The following is a 26,448-nucleotide window of genomic DNA, read 5'->3' as shown; positions in this document are numbered from 1 at the left end:
GGCACCTGGCTGGCGACCGGTAAGGCGAAAAACACTCACCACTACCCAAAAGATGGTGAGGGAAACTAACGGTCGGGTTGACCGGAGAGCTGAGACTGCCAAGCAGTTTGAGCTCACCGGTTCACCAACCGAGTAACAAAAATCAAGGAGGAAAACGGTATGCGAGTGAAAGACACACTGAACTTGGGTAAGACTAAGTTTAAGATGCGCGGGAACTTACCAGTCAAAGAAGTTGACCGGCAAAAGGCCTGGGCCGATAACAAAGTTTACGAAGCCCGTCAAAAATTAAATGAAGGGAAGCCCAGCTTTATTTTGCACGATGGGCCTCCATACGCTAACGGTCCCATTCACATGGGTCACGCGTTAAACAAAATTTCAAAGGATATCATCATTCGCTACAAATCAATGAATGGGTTCCGGGCACCTTACGTTCCTGGTTGGGATACTCATGGTTTGCCAATTGAACAACAATTGACCAAGGCCGGCTACGACCGGAAGAAGATGTCAACCGCGGACTTCCGTGACCTTTGTCGTGAATACGCTTTGAAGCAAGTTGACCAACAACGCGAAGGTTTCAAGCGTCTAGGGGTTGCCGGCGAATGGGATAAGCCATACTTGACGTTGAATCCAGAATTCGAAGCCCAAGAAGTTCGGGTCTTCGGTGAAATGGCTAAGCGTGGTCTGATCTACAAGGGGAAGAAGCCAGTTTACTGGTCATGGTCCTCTGAATCAGCCATGGCTGAAGCCGAAGTTGAATACCACGATGTGACGTCACCTTCTGCTTACTATGGGTTGAAGGTCGTTGACGGCAAGGGTGTTTTGGATAACGACACGTACTTGGTTGTCTGGACGACGACGCCTTGGACGGTGCCCGCTTCTGAAGGGATTACCATTGACGCAGGGTTGGAATACCAAGTTGTTCAACCAGCTGGTGAAGACCGTAAATTTGTTTTAGCTAGCACGTTGATTGACGAAGACGCTAAATTGTTTGGTTGGGAAGACGTCAAGGTCTTACAAACTATCAAGGGTCAAGACCTCGAAAAGATTACGGCGCAACACCCATTTATGGACCGGAAATTACTGGTTATGCTGGGTGATTTCGTTACTGATGAGACTGGTACCGGTTTGGTTCATACCGCGCCAGGCTTAGGGGAAGATGACTTTAACGTTGGGATGCAGTATGGCTTGCCAGTCATTGTACCAGTCAACGACCAAGGGTTTATGACCGCTGAAGCTGGTCCCGACTTTGATGGTGTTTTCTACGAAGATGCCAATGACATTGCTTTGAACAAGCTGAAGGAAACGAATGCTTTGCTCAAGTACATGCCTTACGAACACAGTTACCCATTTGATTGGCGGACCAAGAAGCCCGTTATCTTCCGGGCGACGCCACAATGGTTTGCGTCCGTAGACAAGATTCGTGACGAAATCCTGGCTAACTTGAAGGACGTTAAGTTCAAGCCAGACTGGGGTCAACGTCGTTTGGCCAACATGATCAAAGATCGTGGCGACTGGGTTATCTCTCGTCAACGGGTCTGGGGTGTGCCATTGCCTATCTTCTATGGTGAAGATGGTGAAGCTATCATCACGCCAGAAACGGTCAGCCACGTTGCTGATATCTTTGAAAAGTTTGGGTCTAACGAATGGTTCAAGCGTGAAGCCAAAGACTTATTACCTGAAGGCTTTACCAGTGAACATTCGCCAAACGGTGAGTTCACTAAGGAAACTGATATCATGGACGTTTGGTTCGATTCAGGTTCTTCACACCAAGGTGTCTTAGCTGAACGGGATAACCTTGAATTCCCAGCTGATTTGTACCTGGAAGGTTCAGACCAATACCGTGGCTGGTTCAACTCTAGTTTAATTACGAGTGTTGCCGCAACCGGCAAAGCCCCTTACAAGCAAGTCGTTTCCCAAGGATTCACGTTGGACAAAGATGGTCACAAGATGTCTAAGTCCCTTGGTAACACGATTGCACCGGATGAAATCATCAAGAAGATGGGGGCCGACATCGTTCGTCTCTGGGTTACTTCTGTGGATTCATCTGCCGACGTGCGGGTGTCAACCGAAGCCTTCGTGAAGATCTCTGACAGCTACAAGAAGCTACGGAACACGATGCGTTACTTGTTGGCTAACACCAGTGATTTCGATCCTGAGACCAACGGCGTGGCATTTGACCAGTTAGAGACGGTTGACCGTCACATGTTGTACAAGTTGAACGCCTTCACCAAGAGCATCTTGGCCCACTACGAAGACTATGACTTCCTGAACATCTACAAGGAACTCACGAACTTTGTCATCACTGATCTGTCAGCTTTCTACCTGGACTTCGCCAAAGATGTTCTCTACATCGAAGCCGAAGACAGTCAGGCTCGTCGGTCAATGCAAACGGTCTTCTATCAAATCGCTGTTACGTTGACGAAGTTGATTACACCAATCTTGCCACACACGGCTGAAGAGATCTGGGACTTCTTGAAGGAACCAGAAGACTTCGTTCAATTGGCTGAAATGCCAAAGGTCCTGGACATGGACGATGCTACTGAAGTTGCCGGGGATGATGAAAAGTCAGCCTGGAATCACTTCATGAAGCTGCGGAGCCACGTCTTGAAGGCTTTGGAAGAAGCTCGGGATGCTAAGTTGATTGGGAAGGCTGCCGAAGCCCACCTCGACTTATACGTTGACGATGAAACGCAAGCAATGTTAGACAAGCTGGCGATCAACGTGCAACAAATCTTGCTGGTTTCTGGCTTAGATGTTGCTGCGTTAGACCAAGCACCAGCTGATGCATTGAGCTTTGATCACGTTGCTGTTAAGGTAACGCCAGCTGCTGGTGATGTTTGTGACCGTTGTCGGTTGGTTAAGGAAGACGTTGGCAGCGATACGGACTACCCACACTTCTGTGCGCGTTGTGCCGCAATCGTTCGTCAAAACTTCCCTGAAACTGCTACTGAAGGTTTCGAAGAAAAGTAATCAGTTAGCTGATTGAACTGGTCATGGCGTCTCCGGTTGACCGGGTCAGCACCTGCCGTGGGGACCGGAACAAGCCAGAAAGCGGTCTTGTTCCTCGACTTGAAGCCGCGGAAAGTCACCGTGTCTTCAAGCTCGTCCCGTGTTAGTTACCTGGAAATCACAGGCAACTAACACCTACACGGCTGGTGCTGACCCGGCCAACCTCCGAAACGGATAACTTTTATCGGCCATTCGGTAGGTATCACTATGTTCAACATTTGTTTTAGGTTGTGTAATGGCTACCGAGTAATTACGAGGTTGATCACTATCAACCGGAGGACGCTCTGCCGTTCCAGCCCATACCTGGCGGCCGGCAAGGCGACTGACTACGCTGAATTTCGAATTTAGCTAAAAAATAAGAAGTGCTATGAGAACCACCTCGTTCATTGGGAGGGGTGGTTGGCGTAGCACTTCTTTTGTGTGTCAAATTAGTTGTGATGCCGAATATAATGCCACAATAAGTGCCCCGGTTTGCGGTCGTCAACGCAAGCGAGTATAATTTGTGCTATGTATGGGAGGGATACCATGTTAACCGGAAAAGTAAAGAGTTACAGTGAACAACGCGGCTTTGGATTCATTACGACACCCGCAGACGGCGACATTTTCGTCTACTACACGGCCATCGTTGGTGAAGGCTTCAAGAAGCTGGAAGTTGGTCAAACGGTACAATTTGTTGTTGTCCAAGGGTTGCGTGGCCTCCAAGCGGCTAAAGTAACACCCGTTGTGACGGGCTCCACTGAGGAGGCTTAACATGGACTTAGAAGAACACGTTGAGAATACCGAAGAGATTTACGACGGTGCCATTTTAAAATTAGAACGTCAAGAAGTGCGGTTACCCGATGGTAAACAAGCATTTCGAGAAATCGTGCGGCATTCCGGTGCGGTGGGTATTTTAGCCCTGACGGCGGATAACCAAATGATTTTGGAAAAGCAGTGGCGCGCGCCGGTTGCGGCAGTGACCTTGGAAATTCCAGCTGGTAAATTGGACAGCCGGGATGCTGATAACGTTGAACACGCCGTTAAGCGGGAGTTAAACGAAGAAATTCGGATGCAACCAGGGCAGTTAAAACGAATTACCGGTTTCTATTCCAGCGTTGGGTTCTCGGATGAGTACATGACGCTGTTCTTGGCCACGGACTTGCAGCCCGTTCAAACCGAGTTGCCCCGTGACAAGGGTGAAAACCTGGAATTGCTGACGGTAACCAAGGAACAAGCGCAAGCCATGATTGAAAGTGGCGAGATCAACGATGCCAAGACAATTACGGCCATCTATTACTGGCTATTACAGAAGTAGGTGACAGCGATGCATTCAGACGAGCGAGAAACTAGTGACCGGCCAAAAACCCGGGCAGACTATCGTCGTGAACAGGAACAAGCCGAGCAGGAATTTCAAGAACGGGACCGAAAACGGGTTCAGGTAGAAAAGGAATACGCGCGACGGCATGGCAATGAGCCGGCCAATGATGAACGTCCTGAGGAACAGCGAGTCAACCCAACTGAAAGTAAGCAAAAACGGTTGGGCCACCGCTTAAATTGGGCCATTTTTTGGCTATCAGTTTTAATCATTATCGTTTATGTAATACTATTTTTTGTTGAAATTTAAGGAGTGGAACACAGCACATGACATTTGGAATTCTCTGCGCCATGGAAGAAGAAATTAAAGAACTGCACGATGCCTTGGAAGACGGTCAAACGATTGACGTTCACGGGTTGGGATTTTATCAAGGAACGATTCACGGTCAACAAGTCGTGTTGGTGCGTTCCGGTATTGGTAAGGTTGAAGCTGGCTTGACGACGGCCCTGTTGATTACTCAGTTCAACGTGGATATTGTGATCAACTCTGGTTCTGCCGGGGCCTTGGCGCCTGACCTAAATATTGGTGACGTGGTGGTCTCGACTGAAACGGCCTACCACGACGCTGATGCGCGGGCTTTTGGGTACGAATACGGCCAATTACCACAACAACCAGCGCGGTTTGTTGCCTCCAAGGAGTGGGGTCAAAAGATTGTGGCCGCTGCTGCTGACACAGGCTTGAAGACGAAGCTGGGCTTGATCGTGTCTGGCGACCAGTTCTTAAACAGTCCGGCAACCATTAAGGACATCATGGGGCACTTCCCAGATGCATTATCTGGTGAAATGGAAGGGGCCGCTGTGGGTCAAGTTGCTCACCAATTTGACGTCCCTTACGTGGTGGTTCGGGCAATGTCTGACAACGCCGACAATGATTCTGGTGTTAATTTTGATGACTTTATTGTTGATGCGGGCCACCGTTCCGCACAAATGTTACTGGACCTGCTAGCCGCACAGGACTAGTTCAGGTTTATTCAGGAGGTTTTTAGGGTGCAAGAGGTTCATGTAAGTAATAGTAATGCTGTCCAGGAAATCTACCTGGACAACGCCGCCACGACACCAATGGCCCCAGAGGTCTTGGCAGAGATGACGGATAAGATGGCCAACGTCTACGGCAACGCCTCGACGTTGTATGGGTTAGGGCGGCAAGCCCACACCCTGATGGAAAATAGTCGGCAAGTAATTGCCAACAGCATCAATGCTGCCCACGATGAAGAGATCATCTTCACTAGTGGCGGAAGTGAGGGCGATAACACCGCTATTACTCAGACGGCGTTGACCCGCCAGTCCTTAGGCAAACACATCATCTCGACCGCAGTGGAACACGAAGCCGTGTTACGACCACTGCATGCGTTGGAGGAAAAAGGGTTTGAGGTCACGTATCTGCCCGTTGATGAACAGGGTCGAATCAGTTTGGACGATTTCAAGGCGGCTCTCCGTGATGACACCATTCTGGTGACTATCATGATGGGGAACAATGAAGTGGGAAGTCGGATGCCGATTCACGAGATTGGTGAGATCTTAAAGGATCATCAAGCTTGGTTCCACACGGATGCTGTTCAGGCGTATGGTTCGTTGGACATTGACGTGCAGGCAGATCACATTGACTTACTGTCGACGTCCGCCCACAAAATCAATGGTCCTAAGATGATTGGTTTCCTGTACAAACGGGAAGGGGTCAACTTCCCTAGTCTGATCAAGGGTGGCGACCAAGAGGAAAAGCGGCGGGCCGGTACGGAAAACGTCCCAGCTATTGCCGGCTTTGCCAAGGCCGTTGAACTCTTGACGCCAGCCGCTAAAGAAGAAAAACGCGTCCGTTTCCACGGCTTCAAGGAACAGGTTGTGAAAGGGTTGACCGCCAATGGCGTTGACTTCGATATCAACGGTTCTCTGGAAGGTGAAAACTTGGAACACGTATTGAATATCTGGATCAAGGGTATTTCGACTTATGTGATGCAAACGAACCTTGATCTGGCTGGCATCGCCGTTTCTGGTGGTTCCGCATGTACCGCTGGTTCAATCGAGCCATCGCACGTGCTGACTGCTATGTTTGGTGAGGACAGTCCCCGGATTGCTGAATCGATTCGGTTGTCATTTGGTCAGCAGACGACGAGTTCAGAGATTGATGCGTTTGTTAAAAATGTGAGCGCCATTGTGAAGCGCCTATCCCACAGTGAGGTGAAGTAGGATGTTATTTGAAAAGACAATGCAGGTTGATGGTGATACGGATACGTATGAACTCCACCCTAACGTGAAGCCATACGCACTGAAGGACGTCGGGTTCCAAGTCTCCAACGCGGGGAACTACACACTCGAACGCTCCGTTGATCCCACGTCACCCTACAATAAGAACCAAATGTTAAAGGTGATTGTTGCTAAGGATTTGAGTGGCTTCAAGATGTCCACGACCAATGCGTCTGGCAACGCGCGGGTCAATATTTTCAAGGGTGCCCATGCCGAGGGCAATGTGGAACAATATCACTTTATTCTGCAAAACTTGATTGACCGTGAGATTTTACAAAAGAAGTAATTACGTGGTGGCTTTCCTCAGGGAGGGCCACTTTTTTTGTAGAACGAGAAGTCAGCGCGGCACGATTTTGGTTGCAACGATAGTGACACATTCAATAATGTGGGGTGATATCTGAGCTGCTACCTAGCTGGATAGCACCCGGTAATTTAAAGCATTATATTAACCGTTGACGATAATAATTAAAGGCGCTAAGATGAAGTTATTGATTATCAGAAGAAAGAACTTAATCCTTTGGCCTTGCCAATTTAGCCTTTGAAATTCACGTAACGACGGGAGAGACAGTTATGACCGAGATAGCGGGCGTCACCTTTTTTCAGCAAGAATTGACCTATCAGGAGAATCGACATCGCCAAGAAATTCTCTATTCTAAACCGGTAAACACGTTATTCCGAAAGCAACGGGTGTATTCGGAAATTAAGTCACAGGAACCCCGGTTTAAAGTTGGTCAGGATAAGATTATTGTGGGGAATCATGCGGTTATTGAGCCTTATGCAGCATTTGGCCGAGGACGCGTCATTCATTCCATGGGCGCGTTCAGTTATTCTTGGAGCAATTTGCCGGTGAATACTGTTATGGGTCGTTATTCTTCGGTTGCGGTCGGGTCGAGTGTGATGAATGTGGATCACGCGCTACACCACTTTACGACCTCGAGCCTCACGTTTGACAGCTATCATCAGCCGTTCAAGGACTATTTGACGGACCATCCCGAGTTGTCGTTTGATACGGTCGGTCAGGATGGCATGTACCGCATCAAGCCTGTCGTGATTGGGAATGACGTCTGGATCGGTAAGGGCTGTGTGTTTGGTAATAAAGGGATTGTTGTGAACGATGGGGCGGTCGTTGCGGCCGGGTCATTGGTCACGAAAGACGTGCCCCCGTACGCAGTTGTGGGCGGTTGGCCAGCAAAAGTAATCAAGTTTCGGTTTGATTTTGCGACCATTCACGAGTTGATGCGGCTGAAGTGGTGGCAGTATGACTTTGGGCAGTTTCAAGGAATCGAAGTTAAGGAAGAGATCGGCAGTTTCATTCAAAAAGTACGGACACTTGAGAACCGAGGCCAACTCACACCTTACGTGCCGACACCCTTAACGTTAGCAATGATTCAGGCGGCAGCGAAACGGGAGGATGAGTAGATGGCAACTGTGATTCGACACAATACGTTTTTTCAAAAAGAAATCAGTCTCCAGTCGCGGCCACGGGCAGTCACATTACCTTTTCAGACTGAAGTAGCTGACTGCTTGCGGCACCGTCACGTTTATACGCGTTTTAATTCAGCGGACCAACGCTTCAGTCTCAATGCTGACAGAATCAGAGTGGGCCAGAACGTGGCGATCGAACCGTTTACCACCTTTGGTTCAGGGCGACATTTTTTTACCATGGGTGCGTTTAGCTATTCTTGGAGTCAGTTGCCGGTGAATACCCTAGTGGGTCGCTACACGTCCATTGGTAGCCGTGTTCGCCAAATGGGCCACAATCACCCGTTACAACGGTTCACAACGTCTAGTGTGAGTTTTGATAGCCATATTCAGGCGTATCAGGATCACTTGGAGAATGAGCGGTCGGACTTTCAGACGGTAGCTAATCCAGAGGCAACGGTGAAGCCAGTGGTAATTGGTAACGACGTGATGGTTGGGGATGACGTGGTCTTTGGCAATGGCGGTATCGTCGTGAGTGACGGGGCGGTGATTGCGGCGGGGAGTCTGGTAACCCGTGACGTGCCGCCTTACGCAGTTGTGGCCGGCTGGCCGGCCCGGGTGATTAAGTACCGGTTTGACTTTAAAACGATTGACGACCTCTTAGATTTCAGATGGTGGCAGTACGATTTTGCCAAGTTTCACGGTGTGCAAGCGGCTGGCCCCATTAAAGAATTTATTAGTCAGGTAGCAACATTAGTGGCTCAGGCAGACCTGTCGACCTATGAACCACAGCCGTTGACTACGGCGATGTTGCAGGAATCTTTGCGGGAGTCTTGAACTGAGTCATCGGTGCGTAGTCGAAAGTGGCTGCTTTTTTTAGACCATCAGTGGGCGAATTACCCACTCAGTCGTTTTCATAGTGAGCAAAATAGTGAAAGGATACGCCAGGCTTGCAAAACGGCTTGAGAATGGGTAAACTAGGTCATACTGGATTTATGCGACCTTCAAATCGTAGATTCTCCAGAATCTGATAGAAATGATGGTGATACCATGCAAGACAACAGTCACACACGCGTTGTCGTTGGTATGAGTGGCGGGGTCGATTCTTCCGTCGTAGCTTTGCGGTTAAAGCAGCAGGGATACGACGTAATCGGCGTCTTCATGAAGAATTGGGACGATACAGACGAGAATGGTGTTTGTACCGCCACTGAAGACTACAAGGACGTAGCCAAGGTTGCCTCAGAAATCGGCATTCCTTACTACTCCGTCAACTTTGAAAAGGAGTACTGGGACCGCGTGTTCACGTACTTCTTGGACGAGTACAAGAAGGGGCGGACGCCTAACCCAGACGTGATCTGCAATAAGGAGATCAAGTTTAAGGCCTTCTTGGATTACGCTTTGGAATTAGGGGCAGACTACATTGCCACTGGTCACTACGCTCAGTTGACGCGTGATGAAAACGGTGACGCTCACTTGATGCGGGCCGTTGACCAGAATAAGGATCAGACCTACTTCTTGAGTCAGCTCTCCACTGAGCAGCTCGATCGGGTTATGTTCCCAATTGGTGATTTGGTTAAGCCTCAGGTACGTGAGATTGCGAAGGAAGCTGGATTGGCAACTGCTGATAAGAAGGATTCGATGGGAATCTGCTTTATCGGTGAAAAGGGCCACTTCAAGGACTTCTTGAACACTTACTTACCTGCCAAGCCTGGTAAAATGATGACGGTCGACGGTGAGGTCAAAGGTGACCACGCTGGTTTGATGTACTACACGATCGGTCAGCGTCGCGGCCTAGGTATCGGTGGCGATGGTGAAGACAACGAGCCTTGGTTCGTTATCGGTAAGGACCTGACGAAGAATATTTTGTACGTGGGTAAGGGGTATCATAATCCTCACTTGTACGCCACGCACTTGTCAGCTTCTGACATTCACTGGGTCAACACGATTGACCGCGGTTCAGAGTTCCACTGCACGGCTAAGTTCCGGTACCGTCAAAAGGATACCGGCGTGACCGTTCACTTGAGTGAGGATGGCCAGCAGGTCACCGTTGAATTTGACGATCCAGCCCGGGCAATTACGCCAGGACAGGCCGTTGTTTTCTACAATGGCGACGAGTGTTTAGGAAGTGCCATCATTGATGCTGCTTACAACAAAGATCGTGAGTTACAGTTGATCTAGGTTTGTCTTTGATTTACTGTCCGCAATTGATGCCTCCGATTGGCAAAGATGACGTCTGTTGTGGGGACCGGAGCAAGCCGTAGTGCGGTCTTGCTCCTCGACTGGAAGCCTCAGAAGTTCATTGAGTCTCCCAGCTCGTCCCATGGCCTAAGCTTGGGATAAATCACCCAAGCTAACGCCATCGACACAACCGACACCATCTTTGCCAACCTCCAGCTACGAAGCTGAATTGAAGCTCAGTTAATCTGGTTCATTGGTCAGCCATGTAGTGTTGAGGGTGTCATTGAAAAATGGGAGCAGGGTTGCATCACTTTTCTTGGTGGTGCAAGCGTTTAGCCAACAACCATAATCAAAATATTAATAAGTCCCACCGAGCCGGTTTGACCGGTTGGGTGGGACTTTTTCGGTATAATGGGGGTAGACGGCAGTTCGCGGGAATTATTCCGGCTTTTCTGAAGGAGTTTCTTTGAAAACTCATGAAAAACTGGCATAATATAGGTTATGTGACTAGACGGAAAGGACGGCAATAATCAGTGAAATTATACTTTATTCGCCACGGTAAAACACAGTGGAATTTGGAGGGGCGGTTTCAGGGGGCCGGCGGTGATTCACCGCTGTTAACTGAAAGCTACCAGCAAATGGTCCAAGTTGGCCGTTATCTGAAGGGAATTCCTTTTCAACATGCGTATTCAAGTCCCATCAAACGGGCTCGAATCACGGCGCAACACGTGGTTAGGGAACTGCATCAACACGTCCCGCTGACACTGATGAGTCGACTAGAAGAATTTCATTTGGGTCAGTTAGAGGGTATGGCCTTCGATGATGTGAAGACTAAATATCCCGCTGAGCTGGATGGTTTTCGGAATCATCCCGATCAATATGACACCAGTCGAGTTGGCGGAGAGACCTTTACTGAGGTCATTGACCGCATGACACCGGGTATCCAGGCCATCGTGGCAGCTAATTCCAACCCCAGCGACAACGTTCTGGTATTCAGCCACGGCGCTGCCCTTAACGCTGAGATTAACGCGCTGTTAGGCACGCCACTAGCTGACCTACGGAAACGGGGTGGCCTACGGAATACCAGTGTGACGGTACTTGAGACCAGTGACGGTCAGAACTTCGAGTTGATTGACTGGAACAACACCAGCTTTTTGACAGCAACGGCCAAGCCAACCGATACGATTTAGAGGTAGAAAATGACTGAAAAACAAACAACAGATAGAGCAGCTAGCAAACAGCGCTCAGAACAATTGGTCCACAAATTGGTTCAACAAATTGACCGGAATCCAGGGGATGCCGATGCTTACTATGAACTGGCTACAGCGCTAGTTGATTTGAATTCGTTTGCCCAGGCGGAGGAACTATTGATGAAATCGCTCGGTCTATTTGGGGCCCAACCAGAAACGGTGGAGAAACTTCACTATGGGCTTGGCAACGTTTACTACGCTGCTCAGGATTATACTAAGGCGATTCAACAATTTGACCAATTAGGTCCGAAATGGAAAGGTGCCGGTTACTTAATGTTGGCGCAAAGCTACATGGCTAATGGGGATCACAAGCGCGCGTTAGCCTTTGCATTGACGGCGTTGACGAGTCAACCACAAGATGTGGCGACGCTGCAGGTCGTCGCAGAAAACCTCCTGGCAGTGGGCAACTTTACGCAAGCAGCTACGTACTATGATCAAGTCTTAACGCTGGACAACCAGAATGGCCGAGCCACATTTGATCGCGGTTTAGTGGCGATGGTTCAGGGTACGCCCTATGCCGATTACTTTAAGCGAGCAGAACAATTAGACCCACAGTACTTTCAACAGGGGCAGAAGCGCCTCGCTGATATTGAAAAATTCATTCAAACTCAGGGCGGCCACGACACCAAGTAAGGAGGAGACGAGCGGATGGCAACCGAATCACTAGATTTATTTGCAGGTGAGAACACGACGAAAGCCGATTACGTGGTCGGTACTGTCAGTGCGGTCTTCTTCGCCAGTCAGGACAGTTTCTATAAGGTCATGCTGGTCAAGGTGTCTGAGACCAGTTTGGACTGGCATGAGGATGAAATTGTGGTGACCGGGAACTTCGCGGACATCAAGGATGACGTTACCTACCGTTTTACGGGAAAGCGGGTCGAGCACCCGAAGTACGGTGTCCAGTTTCAAGCGAAAAATTATCAAAACGAAACGCCGACTTCTCGGGCTGGGGTGGTTGCTTATTTAAGTGGCGACGATTTTCCTGGACTCGGGAAAAAGACAGCCGAGAAGATTGTGGATGCACTAGGGACCAACGCCATCGAGGCGATTCTCAATGACAGCTCGATCCTCACGCCGCTACAGCTATCTCCTAAAGTTGTGGCGACCTTAGTTAGCCAGCTACAGACCAACAATGGGATGGAGCAAATCATCATTGGTTTGAACGGCTATGGCTTTGGGAGTTCACTGGCGGCCGCCATTTATAACCGGTATCAAGAGAAAACGTTGGATGTCATTCACGAGAATCCTTACCAGTTGGCGGAAGACATTCAAGGGGTCAGTTTCAAACGAGCCGATCAGATTGCAACGCAGTTGGGTTACGAGGCCGACCGTCCCGAACGATTGCAGGCGGGACTGTTACAAACGCTGGCCGACCTGTCAGTGTCGAACGGGGACACCTTCACCACGGCTAAACCGCTTCTCGGAAATTCACTGCGACTCTTGGAAAATTCGCGTAACGTTCGATTGGACCCACAAAAGTTGGCGGATCAACTCCTAGAGTTGGCCAAACAACAAAAAGTTGTAGGTGATGACCAGCGAATCTATCTCAAGGGTCTATACGATGCCGAGTGGCAAATTGCGGAACACTTGCAACGGTTGCTCAACGCTGATGGTGTAGGTGACAAATTTGACGACGAGGCCATTCGTAAGCAAATTCGGATCGTTGAGAAGCAGGGCGACATTGTTTACGATGACTCACAAACCGCGGCGTTATCTGCGGCTGTGCGAGCTAAAATTATGTTACTAACGGGGGGGCCTGGAACCGGGAAAACCACAATTATTCGGGGATTGGTCAACCTTTACGCCCGGCTACATGATGTCTCCTTAGACATCAATGAATACAAGGATAAGCCATTTCCCATTCTGTTAGCGGCGCCGACTGGACGAGCAGCTAAACGGATGAGTGAGTCGACCGGTTTGCCGGCTAGTACAATTCACCGACTACTGGGCTTGACTGGTCGAGAGGCCAATCCCGACGAGGCGGCCACGAAGGACTTAGAAGGTGGCCTGCTAATCATCGACGAGGTGTCCATGGTGGACGTCTACCTGATGAAGACGTTGCTCCGGGCGGTCCCCGAGGGGATGCAGGTGATTCTGGTTGGAGATAAAGATCAACTCCCTTCAGTGGGACCTGGTCAGGTTTTCCACGACCTGCTGGCTAGTGATCAATTGGCCAAAATTCAGCTGGATACCATTTACCGTCAAGGGGACGGGTCGTCAATCATCCCCTTGGCCCATGCAATTAAGCGAGGGACCCTCCCAGCTGATTTCACTAAGAATCAGCCGGATCGCTCGTTTATCCCTTGTCGAGCAAACCAGGTGGCCGAGGTCATTGACCAAATTGTGGCTAAGGCGCACGCCAAGGGCTTCTCGGCTAGCGATATTCAGGTGCTGGCACCCATGTACCGTGGGGCCGCTGGTATTGATCAATTAAATGTGATTCTTCAAGAGATTTTAAATCCCAAGAAGAGTGAACGGACCAAGGAAGTTGAATTCCGCAATCAGCATTTTCGGATTGGTGATAAAGTTTTACACCTCGTCAATAGTCCTGAAAATAACGTGTTTAACGGTGACATTGGGACGATTACGGGGATCGACTTGGCCAGTGATAAGAATAGCAAGGTTAAAAGTGACCAACTGACCATTGCCTTTGAACAGACGGAAGTCACCTACGCTCGGAACGATTGGATTCGTTTGACCTTGGCTTACTGCATGTCGATTCACAAGGCGCAGGGGTCAGAGTTTAAATTGGTGATTCTGCCGATGGTGAGTCAGTACAACCGGATGCTCCAGCGTAACTTGCTGTACACGGCGGTGACGCGAGCAGCTGATATGCTTATTTTATTGGGGGAACCGCGGGCCTTTGAAGCCTGTGTCACGAATTTGTCGGTCAATCGGAATACGACCCTGACAACTCGGATTCAGTCGGTATTGGCACCTGATGAGGCGCAACCGACAAAGCAATCGGAGGCGACATCGCGTCAACCGGAGGCAACTGGTTCCGGTGAGACCGTGACTGTGGCAGACACACCGGTTGCGTCTGAGCAGGAGACATCGACCACGCCACCAGATTATCGGTTGACTTCTGAGCTGATTTTGGCAGGTAAAGTGGACCCGATGATTGGCATGCAAGGCGTTACACCGCAACAATTTATGCCATCAGCTTAAATTTGGTGGCACAAGCGTTGCGTTTCTGAAAAAAGATTGCGATAATGTAGACAGTAAAAACTAAGATTGTGGTGAACCCACTGGGAGGCTGTTATGGCAGAACACGTCGAAGCTGGCAGAATGAAAGTCTTTGCGTTAAATTCTAATCGGCCGCTTGCTGAAAAGATTGCAAAGGCGGCAGGCGTTGAATTAGGTAAAGCAACAATTAAGCACTTTAGTGATGGCGAAATTCAGATCAGTATCGATGAAAGTATTCGGGGCGACGAGCTCTTCTTGATTCAATCCGTATCCGATCCCGTTAACACCAATTTGATGGAACTCTTGATCATGGTAGATGCCGCTCGGCGGGCGAGTGCTGCCAAGATCAACGTGGTTATTCCATACTACGGATATTCACGGGCTGACCGTAAAGCTCGTTCACGGGAACCAATTACGGCCAAATTAATTGCGTCACTGATGCAGATGGATGGGGTCAACCGGGTGATTGCCCTGGACCTCCATGCAGCACAGTTACAAGGTTTCTTTGACATTCCAGTCGATCACTTACAAAGTGACCAACTGTTGACGAGTTGGTTTGAAGACAGCACGAGTTTGGCCGATGAGGATATCGTTGTCGTGGCGCCAGATCATGCCGGTGTGAGTCGGGCCCGGCGGTTAGCCGAAATTCTTGGTGCACCGATTGCCATCATTGATAACCGAACGGACACGGAAAGTGTGGCTCATCCGGAAGCCGTGATTGGGGATGTGCGCGGTAAGCACTGTATCCTGGTTGATGATATTATTGACACGGCTATTCGAATCACGGTATCTGCGGATGCGCTGAAGGCAGCTGGTGCGGACGATGTTTATGCCTGTGCGACGCATGCCGTACTGTCTGGCGATGCGCCAGAGCGAATCGAAAAGTCTGTGTTGAAGAAGGTCGTCATTACCGACTCCATTCAACTACCCGAAAGAAAGCAGATCGACAAGTTTGTTGTGATGTCCGTGGGTGAGTTGTTCGGGAAGGCTATCGACTTGATTTACCATGAAGAACCAGTCGATTCATTGTTCCACCCGGTGGTTAAGCGACAAAAACAATAGACTTAAAGCAAGCGTTAAGGGGGAGTGAGGCAGAAGTCTCATCCTCTTTTTTTAGCTTTCAGCTTACTTTGCTGAAATGCGCGTTAGAAGGTAGGCTAGCTTTACTTTGAAAACAACGCAGGGTCAGGATCTTTCGACGCACGACGCTGATGCTCACTAGCTAACTGCCTTCTGTCATATAACATTTACTTACTTTGTGCGGTCATAATGAATACGCTTGGTGCTAGTTGGAATTGACGTCTACCGGTTAGATTTTAAAAAGCTGGAACGCCATGGGCCATTTTGAAGTCAAACAGCGGTCTTCAAAACTGACCTTGGCCTCAGTCCGAGAAAAACACACGCACTAAGGCCAACGACACGGCTGAGCATTTTAGAATCCAACCTCTCGGCTAAACAACTGTGCTTAAAATAATCAATTGTTAATCCTTTAGTTCTTGTTAGTTAACGACAGCCGATTCTGGGCCAACCAGAGTGGCAAGCTAATCCAACTAGCACCAAGCGTAATGAATTTATTTTTACATTGAAACTGAGGAGGCGGTCCGTTTGGGACTGAACGATTGGATTGGTACACCCGCATTAACGTGGGGCCAACGGGTGCGTGACGGTGAGGTCACTAGTCAGGAGTTAGTTGAAGCAGCGTTTACAGAAATCAATCGGCAGAATCCGCAGTTGAACGCGGTTATTTCTACGCGTAAGGAACAGGCGTTACAGGAAGCCGCTGAACAAGTTGATACCGGTCAACCCTTCCTGGGAGTTCCTTTACTATTGAAGGGGTTGGGCCAACAGTTGCAGGGCCTGCCAAGTACCAGTGGCTCTCAATTATTGAAAGCTAACGTGGCTTCACAAACCAGTTTTTTTGTTGAAGCTTTACGACGAGCCGGTTTTATTGTGATTGGTCAGACCAATTATCCTGAATTTGGCTTTAAAAATATTACGGATTCACAACTATATGGGGATGCTCATAATCCCTGGAATCTAGACTACCAACCGGGTGGTTCCTCTGGTGGGGCTGGCGCTGCCGTTGCGGCTGGTCTGGTCCCCATCGCGGCTGGGAGTGATGGGGGCGGTTCAATTCGGATTCCGTCTTCCTGGTCCGGTACGATTGGGTTAAAGCCCACGCGTGGTCGAGTTCCCGTGGGGCCCGGCGACTGGCGGTCTTGGCAGGGGGCGGCGATTGATTTTGGACTGACTCGCTCCATTAAGGACACGGCAGCTCTACTGGACAGCTTGCAGGTCTTACAGCCCGCCGCAGTCTTTCAAACGCCCTTAGTTCGGCCAAGTTTCACCGCTCAGTTAGAACAACCGGTTCAACCTAGCGTGATTGGTTATACCACTGAGTCACCGGTGGGGACGCCAGTCAGTTCCGATGCTGTCCAAGCGGTAATGGCGGCCGTTAGTTTTCTAACGGAGCAAGGATTTGACGTGGAAGAGGTGCCTAACCCGATCGATGGCGTTGCGCTCATGGAAAGCTACTACACCATGAATGCAGGTGAGACCGCAGCCTTTATGAGTGAACTGGCCGCGGGGCTTGGACGGCCGCTGCAGGCCAATGACATGGAGCTGCTGACCTGGGCCCTTTATCAGACGGGGCTGAAAACGACTGCCGCTGATTACAGCTTAGCACTGGGCAAATGGGACCAGGCTGCTTGGCAGATGGCCCAATTACATGCGAAATATCCGGTGGTGCTGACGCCGACGACAGCTTGGCCAGCGCCTAAGGTGGGAGATTCACTGGTCTCGCCTGAAAATGCAGCCAAAATGGCTGATATTGTGGGATTGTCTGCGGCTGCGCAGAAACAGTTGATCTATGACCAATGGCTACCCGCACTAACGCGCTCACCATTTACGCAACAGGCCAATCTTACTGGTGAACCGGCCATTAGTCTGCCGACCGCAATTACGGCCGGCAGCTTACCTCTGGGCATTCAATTTAATGCCGCTAAGGGAGAAGAATTGCGGCTTTTGAGACTTGGCGCTTTATTTGAACGGGCAGGACGGTTAAAATGGTTACATGCAACTAAATTGGATTGAGGAGCGAACGTTTTGAAGGGAAAACAGTTAGGACTTTTAATCGGAGCGACACTATTGGTAGCCGGGGGATTGGCTGCCTGTGGTAAGTCAACGTCTTCAAACAATTCGGGACAATTGGCGGCTAAGCAAGACGTCAAGCTCTCGACTAAATCCGAGGTCACCACGCTGGATGTATCTAAAGCGGCGGACTCGACCAGTTTGACCCAGCTATACCACACCCAAGAGGGCTTGTATCGGTTAGGTAAAAAGGAAAAATTAATTAATGCATTGGCGACGAAGACCACGGTTTCAAACGGTGGGAAGACCTACGTCTTTAACCTGCGGAAGAATAACCACTGGAACGACGGTAAGGCGGTCACTGCCCAGGACTTCGTTTATTCTTGGCGGCGGACGGCCGCACCTAAGACAGCGGCTGAATACGCCTACCTGATGGCAGGAATTAAAAACTACAGCGCCGTTCAAAGTGGCAAATTGGCGCCTAGCCAACTGGGTGTGAAAGCTCTGAATAAGTCAACATTACAGGTAACTTTGAGCAAACCAGTGGCCTACTTTAAATTGTTGTTGGCCTTTCCAACCTTCTTCCCACAGGAACAGAGTGTCGTGGAGAAGTATGGTAGCGACTACGGTCATTCCAGTGACAAGACAGCTTACGATGGCCCATTTGTCATGACTAAATGGCAGGGGACCGATCAGAGCTGGACGTTGGTAAAGAATCCGCAATTTTGGGACAAAAAGGCCATTACTTTAAAGAAGTTAAACTTCCAGGTTGTGGCTGACCCATCGACGGGCTTGAACTTGTATCAAAAGAAGGAACTGGATGCCACGACTTTGGATGGGACACAGGTTGCGAACCTGAAGAACAACAGTGACATGAAAACCTTTGTCGGCGGAACGACCTATTACATGCAAATGAATCAAAAGCGGGTCAAGGCGCTGAAAAATCTGAAAGTTCGTCAAGCTCTGTCATTAGCAATTGATAAGAAACAATTGGCAAAGAGCGTGTTGCGGGATGGGTCCAAGGCACCACTGGGCTTTGTGTCCGAGAATTTGACGCAGAACCCTAAGACTAAGGCTGACTTTGCTAAGGATGCTTACGTCAAGGATGGGGTTGCTTACAACTTGACCGCGGCCAAAAAATTGATGAAGGCCGGTCTGAAGGCATCTGGTACGAAGCAATTGGACTTAACGCTGATGGCTGATGATACCAGTGTCACGAAGACGGTTGCCCAGTACATTCAAGCAGAGTTGCAGAAGCTACCGAACGTGAAGGTTTCTATTAATACGTTGCCGTACAAGACTCGGTTAAGTCGGTCGAATGCGGGGAACTTTGATTTAGTTATTTCAAGTTGGGGCGCCGACTTTGCTGATCCAATCAACTTCTTATCGTTGATGAGTACTGGTAACACCAATAACAATGGTGGTTTTTCCGACGCCAAGTACGATAGCGATGTTAAAAAGTCTGAGAATCAGGATGCCAACAATCCAACTGCTCGTTACCAAGACTTAGTTAGAGCTGAAAAGCGGCTGATGACGCAACAAGGCCTGGTACCTCTGTATCAACCAGCTACGGTTGAGATGTGGAATCCTAAGGTTTCGGGTTATGTTTGGAACCCAGCGGGGATGAGTCGTGGGTACCAATGGATGGAATTGAAAAAATAGTCATGTCAGTAGGCGTACGGAATGAAAATTCCGTACGTTTTTTTTATTTTGGATTCAAGCCGTCCCCTCAATTTGAAAAACCAGGTGGCTAAACGGTAAATGAGCCAAGATAATCGCGCCGTTTCAGAAAACTTTTGCTGTAGGTGAAGTGTCTCTCAATTTTGACTGGTGACCAGCGAAACTCCCGGCTGATTTTAATTGAGAATTGAAATTGCGTATGAAACATGTTATACCTAGAGTAAGACTTATGAAAGCGAATACATAAGACAATTCACGGAGCTGGAGGCAGAACACTATGCAATTTGACGACTTACTAACAGAGCAACGTAATCACCGGTCGACGCACATTGATCGGGAATCCACGTTAGAAATGGTAGCAACGATTAACCGGGAGGACCACCGGGTAGCTAGGGCGGTACAGAAGGAATTGCCTCAAATTGCGGCGGCGATTGACGCTGCCTACCCCAAGTTTGATCAAGGTGGCCGGTTGATTTATATTGGTGCCGGGACTTCTGGTCGGTTAGGCGTGATCGATGCCACTGAACTACAACCAACTTATGGGTTGACGGCTGAACAGACTTTTGGCTTGATTGCCGGTGGAGCTGACGCACTGACGCATACGGTGCAATCGGCTGAAGATTCGCCGGAACTAGCCCACGACGATTTAGCAGCAGTCAATTTAACGGCGCAGGACGTAGTGGTGGCGAGCGCTGCTTCCGGCCAAACGCCATACACACTAGCTGCCCTGGACTATGCACAGAAACAAGGTGCCTTAGGCATTGGTTTTTCCTGCATTGAAGGTAGTCCCTTGGCTGAGCTGGCGGACTACCCAATTACGCCGGTCGTTGGTCCTGAAATCATCACGGGGGCCACGCTTTTAAAGGCGGGGACCGCAGAAAAGATGGTGCTGAACATGCTGTCCACGGGAATCATGGTTAAGTCCGGGAAGGTCTATCAAAACCTGATGATCAACGTGGTGCCAACCAATGGCAAGACGTTTGAACGGGCCAAGAAGATCATTGCTGAAGCCACTCAGACGTCCATGATAGCTGCAGAACGGGCCTTAGATCGGGCGGGTAACAACGTTCCTTTAGCCATCGTGCTGATTGAAACGAAGGGAACCATCGCCGAGGCCAAGAGTTTGTTGGCAGCTACCGGTGGTCACGTGTCACAAGCGGTCAAGTTAAATGACGATCAACAGTAACGTCATGGATTGACTGGTCCACACCAATTCTCTATACTTTAGACTAGGTATAAGAGGAAAGGAAAGTGGCAAAATGTTTCTTGCAGATGAACATCGTTATGAAAAAATGCCGATTCGGCGGGCTGGTAACACGGGTTTTCAGTTACCGGCTATTTCTTTTGGCATGTGGCATAGTTTTGGGGAGAACGCGAATTACGGTGACACCCGCGACATCATCCTCAAGGCGTTTGACGCCGGTATCTTTAGCTTTGATTTAGCCGCCAACTATGGTCCTGGTTCTTACGAGGCAGAGCGGCTGTTTGGTCAAGTTCTGGAACGAGAATTGAAGCCCTATCGTGATGAATTGATCATCAGTAGTAAGGCGGGCTTCCACATGTGGCCAGGACCTTACGGACAAATGAGTTCGCGTAAGGCATTGACCGCCTCATTAGATCGGTCACTTCAAGCCATGGGTTTGGACTACGTTGACATTTTCTACAGTCACCGTTTTGACCCAGAGACGGATCCAGAGGAAACGGCGGTTGCTTTGGATAATTTGGTGAAGCAGGGCAAGACTTTGTATGTTGGTATTTCGAACTACACGGCGCCACAAGCTCTAGCAATGATCAAAATCTTTAAAGACTTGCATACACCATTTGTGGTCGACCAAGTTTCTTACAACATGTTGAATCAGTCCGCTGCAGACGACGGGTTATTCGATCGGTTACGGGAAAACAATGCCGGTGCGATTGCGTACGGTCCCTTATGTGAGGGCTTATTGACTGACAAATACTTGGATGGGATTCCTGAAGACGTTGACATTCACTGGTCTAGTGAATACATCTTGAAGCAGGGCCGCGACAAGCTTTATCAAAAGCTATTAGGTTTGAATCAGATTGCACAGAGTCGGGGTCAAAAGTTGTCGCATATGGCATTGGCGTGGCTGTTGCACAACCCAGTGATTACTAGCGTGATTACTGGGGCATCTAAGCCTGAACACTTGCTGGAAAATATCAAGGCGGTTCAAAACTTAGAATTCGATCCAGAGCAATTAGCGGCTATCGATAAAATTTTAAAAGCTTAATTTAAATTGGAATATTCGAAATGGCTGTCGCAACTTGATAGCCATTTTTTTGTCTAATCGGGTTTTAAAAATTCATTCACCAATGTAGTCGGAGGCGGCCACAGCGGGGGGCAGCAGTGCAGACGATATCACTTGGTGGGTCGGCCAAGTGATATCGTGGGACGAGCTTGGGGCCTCGGCGATTTACCGAGGCTTCAAGTCGAGGAGAAAGACCGTTCCTTGGCTTTCTCTGGTCCCCACATCTGGCCCTCGCTTTGACCGCCGGAGACGACGGATTGAGAGAATCTGACGCATTAGATGATTAATCAAAATTGGTCACATAATTTGTCCAGGCGTGGGGTATAATGGGTACAGGTTTAAAGGAAATGATGGAGGTTGCTATGACACGTAAAGTAACGATTCGGGACCTTGCAGAAGCGGCGGGCGTCTCGGTCACGACAGTTTCACAGATTCTGAATGGCAAGGGCGAACGTTTTAGCCTGGATACGCGTCGGCGGGTCCATCAACTACAAGAAGAGATGGGCTACGTACCGGATTTCAACGCCCGTAATTTAATCATGAAGTCCGCACAGACGATTGGTGTGTTGGTGCCAAACCTGGGGAACCCTTTCTTCAGTATGTTCATTCGCGGTGTGCAACAGACCAGTCGGGACCGGCACTTCATCCCGTTGATTTTTGGCGCTAACCATGATGAAAAGCTAGAAAGTTATTACCTCCAGGAATTGATCAAACGTGCGGTGGATGGCCTGATTATTGCGAGTGCCTCCATCACGGGCGAAGCCATTGATAATATCCTAAAGAAAAATGGGATCCCTTACCTGTTGATTGATCAGAACGGCGGTCCCAGCGTTGACCGGGTCCGAATTGATGATCAACAGGGGGGACAGTTAGCCGCACAACATTTAGTGGCATTGGGACATCAACGCATTGCTGTCGTGATGCCTGAGCACCCCACCCAAAACTTGCTGATTCGGCTGGATGGATTTCGTAAGCAATTGGCTGAGTTGGGTGTACAATTGGCCAGCACGGCGGTTGTGACGGCAGCCATGACAAAATTAGGGGGCTATCAGGCTACCTCGGCGGTCTTAGCTCAGAAACCAACGGCAGTCTTTGCGATTAACGATGAGACGGCTCTGGGCCTGATTCGTGGGTTACACGAACAGGGACTCAGGGTTCCCGAGGATATTTCGGTGCTGGGTTACGATGACATTGACTTGGATGAGTACGTCGTTCCTAAGTTGAGTACGATTCATCAACCAGTTGTGACGATGGGGCAGCAGGCAACGACGCTGTTGATCAATCGAATCCAGGACCAACGCCAACCAGAGCAACTGGTCAATTTGCCAGTTGAACTTCGGGACCGTGAAAGCACGGGACCGGTGAAATAAATTTCATTTAGTTCTTGTAAGCCTTTTCGAAACATGATACGCTAGGGTTATTCAAAACGGGTTGCCCAGTGTGTCGGCAATACGTAAAACGTTTTACAAACGATTCTGCTTAAGGAGTGAAGGTTAATTATGTCAAACAAAGTTACGGTTCTGGGAAGTCTCAACGTTGATACGACGCTACGAGTTGCACGGATGCCCCAACCAGGGGAAACGCTGTCTACTGAAAACAAGACGAGTGCTGCTGGTGGGAAGGGTGCGAACCAGGCGGTTGCTGCTGCCCGGGCTGGCGCACAGACTAACTTTATCGGGAAGGTCGGCAACGATGACGCCGGTCGTTTCATGGTTGAATCTCTGAATAACGATAACATTGACACCAGTGCCATTATCACGGACAAGACGGTGGGTACCGGCTCTGCCTTCATTCTATTAGATGAAGCGGGCCAAAACAGTATTTTGGTTTACGGTGGTTCCAACCAACAAATTGAGGCGGCAGAAGTGATTGCACGCGAAAGTGAAATTGCCAAGGCTGATTTCCTGATCACTCAGTTTGAAACGCCACAGGCGGCCACGTTAGCTGCATTTAAGGTAGCTAAGCAACATGACGTTACCACGATTTTAAATCCAGCTCCGGCCGCTAAGATCGACCCTGAAATCTTAAAGGTGACCGACTTAGTGGTGCCTAACGAGACTGAAAGTGCAGAATTAACTGGTATTGAAGTGACCGACGTTGCATCCATGGATGCAAATGCCAAAAAATTCCGTGAAATGGGTGTTAAGAACCTGATTATTACGGTTGGGAGTAAGGGTGCTTACTACGCAACTGAAAAAGAAAATGGTTTCGTTCCAGCCTTCAAGGTCAAGGCAGTGGATACGACGGCCGCTGGTGACACGTTCATTGGTGCACTGAGTTCACAACTGCTGCCAGATCTGAGTAACATTGCCACGGCTTTAGTCTTCGCGCAACGGGCCAGTTCCTTAACGGTCCAAGGTTTAGGTGCTATGCCATCGATTCCAACGTTTGATCAAGTTCAAGCTGCAAACGCCAAAGGCTAGTTTCAGAAAACAACTTAACAAACGACTATCTTTCGATTACTTTTCGGAAAGATGGTCGTTTTTTTGTGGAATTTTTGACAACCGGTTGCAACATTATCAAATCGGTATATTTCAATATACACTAGTGTACAACTAACAAATGTCTATAGATAGGCCTTTATAAAACTGGTTGCATTACAATTGTTTAATTGGTATAGTTATGAAAGTTGGTAGTTACCCACCAACCAGGTTGTACTTTGGTATAACGAAAATGATTGGCCGTGGTCAGTCCGGCCGGATTAAGTGAGGTTATTTGTGATGTTGAATACAGCTACACGTTCCGAATCGACTAATTTTGATGAAACTGATCAGCAAGCGGTTAATGCCGTTCGTATGCTGAGCATGGATATGATTTCTCGGGCTCATTCCGGTCACCCCGGGTTGCCATTGGGGGCAGCACCTATGGCCTACGTTCTATTTTCACGGCACTTACGGGTGGATCCCTCATTCCCACAGTGGTTTAACCGCGATCGGTTTGTTTTATCCGCCGGGCATGGATCCGCGATGCTGTACAGTCTTCTACACCTCAGTGGCTTCACACTGAGTCGAGACGATTTGATGAATTTTCGGCAATTGGGTAGCAAAACGCCTGGTCATCCGGAGTACGGGGTTACCCCTGGTGTTGATGCCACAACGGGTCCACTTGGGCAAGGAATTGGCATGGCCGTGGGGATGGCCATGGCAGAAGCTCATCTGCGCGGGGACTACAACCAGGATGGCTTTGACGTTGTCGATCACTATACTTACGCACTATGTGGGGACGGTGACCTGCTGGAAGGGGTAGCGGCGGAGTCTGCTAGCCTAGCGGGTCAGTTAAACTTAAACAAACTAATTGTACTGTATGATTCAAACGATATTTCACTCGATGGTCCCCTGGCTAATGCAAGTCATGACAACGTTGGTCAGCGTTTTACTAGTTACGGGTGGAACTACTGGTTGGTCGAAGATGGCAACGACCTAGTAGCGATTAACCGGGCCATTGAAGCAGCTAAGGCCAACGTGGATGGTCCAACCTTGATTGAAGTGAAGACTGAAATTGGGGCGGGTAGTCCGAATGCCGGCACAAACAAAGTTCACGGTGCGCCACTGAATGATGAGGACTTGACAGCAACCCGGGAATTTTATCACTGGAATGCCGATCCGTTCACGGTGCCAGCAGCGGTTCACGAACGGTTCATGACCACCATCAAGTCGCGTGGCTGGGCAAGCCATCAGGAGTGGTCTAACCTCATTGCCCGGTATTCAAATGAAGAACCTGAATTAGCAGCTCAGTTTGCTAAAGGCATTAGTAAGGCCGTTCCAGCTGACTTGGACCAGCAATTACCCACTTATTATAAAAAGGATGCACTGGCTTCACGAGCTAGCGGTCATGAGGTCTTACAACAACTGAGTGCCCAGTGTCCAAACCTGTGGGGTGGGTCTGCCGACCTCTTTAGCTCCAACAAGACAGCCGTCAATGATGAAGAACGGTTTGCGCCAGATAATCTAACTGGTCGCAACCTGTGGTTTGGTGTACGGGAGTTTGCCGAAGCCGCAGCGATGAACGGGATTGCGTTACACGGTGGTACCCGAGTTTACGGGTCGACGTTCTTTGTCTTCTCGGACTACATGAAGCCAGCTATTCGTTTGGCGGCTTTGCAACAACTACCCGTAATTTACGTCTTTACCCATGACTCATTAGCCGTGGGTGAGGATGGCCCGACTCATGAACCAGTGGAACAATTGGCAGCATTACGGTCGATTCCGGGGCTCGCCGTATATCGGCCAGCCGATGGCAATGAGACCGTCGCTGCTTGGCGGGAAGCGTTGCTAGCGACTGATCATCCAACGGCGATTGTGCTGACCCGTCAGGGGTTACCAACGTTGCCTAAGCCAGCTGCTCGTGTTCGGAGCGGTGTTAAGCGGGGCGCGTACGTGGTTGCCGATGCTCAGGATGAGGCAGAGGGGATTCTGATGGCTTCTGGGTCTGAAGTGCAGTTAGCCTTACAAGCACAGGAAAAACTATTAGCGTTGGGCCACGATGTACGGGTCGTTTCCATGCCGGGGATGGCGACCTTCAATGCTCAGTCAGCAGACTACCGTGAGAGTGTGTTGCCGGCCCATCTTCGTCGCCGGGTAGCGATTGAAATGGCTAGTGGTGGTGATTGGTATAGGTACATTGGCCTCGATGGAACCGCTTTATTACAGGAACAGTTTGGTGCGAGCGGTAATGGTTCAGCCGTGATGAAAATGGCTGGTTTTACCCCAGATGCCGTCGTACAAGCTTACCTACAACTGAAGTAACTTGGAAAGAGCATCTGTGACTGAGAG

Annotated in this window: 21 protein-coding genes; all 21 read left to right on the top strand. The window is 49.4% G+C overall.

All coding sequences use genetic code 11. The annotated features are described in order from the left end of the window. The first annotated feature begins 159 nt into the window (after positions 1-159). The 21 genes from ileS to tkt all read left to right on the top strand — a co-directional run bounded on the left by ileS (position 160) and on the right by tkt (position 26,421). Positions 160-2,970 (top strand): isoleucine--tRNA ligase, encoded by a 2,811-nt coding sequence (gene ileS / locus EKM75_RS08445; protein ID WP_125693733.1) that lies wholly within the window; start codon positions 160-162, stop codon positions 2,968-2,970. Positions 2,971-3,534: 564 nt separating this feature from the next. After that, entirely contained in the window at positions 3,535-3,759 is a 225-nt protein-coding gene (locus EKM75_RS08440; RefSeq protein WP_125682627.1) for a cold-shock protein, read from the top strand. 1 nt (position 3,760) lies between these two features. Then, entirely contained in the window at positions 3,761-4,303 is a 543-nt protein-coding gene (locus EKM75_RS08435; protein WP_125693731.1) for an NUDIX hydrolase, read from the top strand. Positions 4,304-4,312: 9 nt separating this feature from the next. Further along, the gene (locus EKM75_RS08430; RefSeq protein WP_125693729.1) at positions 4,313-4,612 is read left to right on the top strand and encodes a hypothetical protein; all 300 of its coding nucleotides are present in this window, start codon (positions 4,313-4,315) and stop codon (positions 4,610-4,612) included. A 17-nt stretch (positions 4,613-4,629) separates the two neighbouring features. Further along, positions 4,630-5,322 (top strand): 5'-methylthioadenosine/adenosylhomocysteine nucleosidase, encoded by a 693-nt coding sequence (locus EKM75_RS08425; protein WP_125693727.1) that lies wholly within the window; start codon positions 4,630-4,632, stop codon positions 5,320-5,322. 99 nt (positions 5,323-5,421) lie between these two features. Continuing rightward, positions 5,422-6,546: a cysteine desulfurase family protein gene (locus tag EKM75_RS08420; protein ID WP_382338553.1), complete on the top strand. Its 1,125-nt coding sequence runs from the start codon at positions 5,422-5,424 to the stop codon at positions 6,544-6,546. 1 nt (position 6,547) lies between these two features. Further along, a complete protein-coding gene (locus EKM75_RS08415; RefSeq protein ID WP_125693723.1) occupies positions 6,548-6,889 on the top strand; it encodes a DUF1831 domain-containing protein in 342 nt (113 codons plus the stop codon). A gap of 284 nt (positions 6,890-7,173) precedes the next feature. Next, complete coding sequence (locus EKM75_RS13065) at positions 7,174-8,022, top strand: CatB-related O-acetyltransferase (protein WP_318531120.1); 849 nt, start codon at positions 7,174-7,176, stop codon at positions 8,020-8,022. After that, positions 8,023-8,862 carry a CatB-related O-acetyltransferase gene (locus tag EKM75_RS13060; RefSeq protein ID WP_125693721.1) on the top strand — a complete coding sequence of 280 codons (840 nt, stop codon included), beginning with the start codon at positions 8,023-8,025 and terminating at the stop codon, positions 8,860-8,862. A gap of 213 nt (positions 8,863-9,075) precedes the next feature. Further along, positions 9,076-10,203 carry a tRNA 2-thiouridine(34) synthase MnmA gene (mnmA, locus tag EKM75_RS08400; protein ID WP_125693719.1) on the top strand — a complete coding sequence of 376 codons (1,128 nt, stop codon included), beginning with the start codon at positions 9,076-9,078 and terminating at the stop codon, positions 10,201-10,203. Positions 10,204-10,736: 533 nt separating this feature from the next. Then, entirely contained in the window at positions 10,737-11,393 is a 657-nt protein-coding gene (locus EKM75_RS08395) for a histidine phosphatase family protein (protein WP_125693717.1), read from the top strand. Between the two features lie 9 nt (positions 11,394-11,402). Beyond that, positions 11,403-12,086: a tetratricopeptide repeat protein gene (locus EKM75_RS08390; RefSeq protein WP_125693715.1), complete on the top strand. Its 684-nt coding sequence runs from the start codon at positions 11,403-11,405 to the stop codon at positions 12,084-12,086. Between the two features lie 15 nt (positions 12,087-12,101). Beyond that, positions 12,102-14,621 carry an SF1B family DNA helicase RecD2 gene (gene recD2 / locus EKM75_RS08385; RefSeq protein WP_125693713.1) on the top strand — a complete coding sequence of 840 codons (2,520 nt, stop codon included), beginning with the start codon at positions 12,102-12,104 and terminating at the stop codon, positions 14,619-14,621. Between the two features lie 93 nt (positions 14,622-14,714). Next, entirely contained in the window at positions 14,715-15,701 is a 987-nt protein-coding gene (locus EKM75_RS08380; protein WP_125693711.1) for a ribose-phosphate diphosphokinase, read from the top strand. A 543-nt stretch (positions 15,702-16,244) separates the two neighbouring features. Further along, positions 16,245-17,732: an amidase gene (locus tag EKM75_RS08375; protein WP_125693709.1), complete on the top strand. Its 1,488-nt coding sequence runs from the start codon at positions 16,245-16,247 to the stop codon at positions 17,730-17,732. A gap of 12 nt (positions 17,733-17,744) precedes the next feature. Next, positions 17,745-19,391 (top strand): peptide ABC transporter substrate-binding protein, encoded by a 1,647-nt coding sequence (locus tag EKM75_RS08370; RefSeq protein WP_125693707.1) that lies wholly within the window; start codon positions 17,745-17,747, stop codon positions 19,389-19,391. 295 nt (positions 19,392-19,686) lie between these two features. Continuing rightward, complete coding sequence (murQ, locus tag EKM75_RS08365; RefSeq protein WP_125693705.1) at positions 19,687-20,595, top strand: N-acetylmuramic acid 6-phosphate etherase; 909 nt, start codon at positions 19,687-19,689, stop codon at positions 20,593-20,595. Between the two features lie 73 nt (positions 20,596-20,668). Continuing rightward, positions 20,669-21,658, top strand: coding sequence for an aldo/keto reductase (locus EKM75_RS08360; protein ID WP_125693703.1), 990 nt, complete (start codon positions 20,669-20,671; stop codon positions 21,656-21,658). Between the two features lie 380 nt (positions 21,659-22,038). Continuing rightward, entirely contained in the window at positions 22,039-23,046 is a 1,008-nt protein-coding gene (gene rbsR / locus EKM75_RS08355) for a ribose utilization transcriptional repressor RbsR (protein ID WP_125693701.1), read from the top strand. A gap of 129 nt (positions 23,047-23,175) precedes the next feature. Continuing rightward, a complete protein-coding gene (gene rbsK, locus EKM75_RS08350) occupies positions 23,176-24,099 on the top strand; it encodes a ribokinase (protein ID WP_125693699.1) in 924 nt (307 codons plus the stop codon). Positions 24,100-24,396: 297 nt separating this feature from the next. Further along, entirely contained in the window at positions 24,397-26,421 is a 2,025-nt protein-coding gene (gene tkt, locus EKM75_RS08345; RefSeq protein WP_125693697.1) for a transketolase, read from the top strand. The last annotated feature ends 27 nt before the right edge of the window (positions 26,422-26,448 follow it).

It is taken from the genome of Levilactobacillus tongjiangensis (assembly GCF_003946345.1).
GTDB lineage: Bacteria > Bacillota > Bacilli > Lactobacillales > Lactobacillaceae > Levilactobacillus > Levilactobacillus tongjiangensis.
The sequence above is the reverse complement of the archived record's forward strand: the minus strand, read 5'-3'. Positions and strand labels throughout refer to the sequence as shown.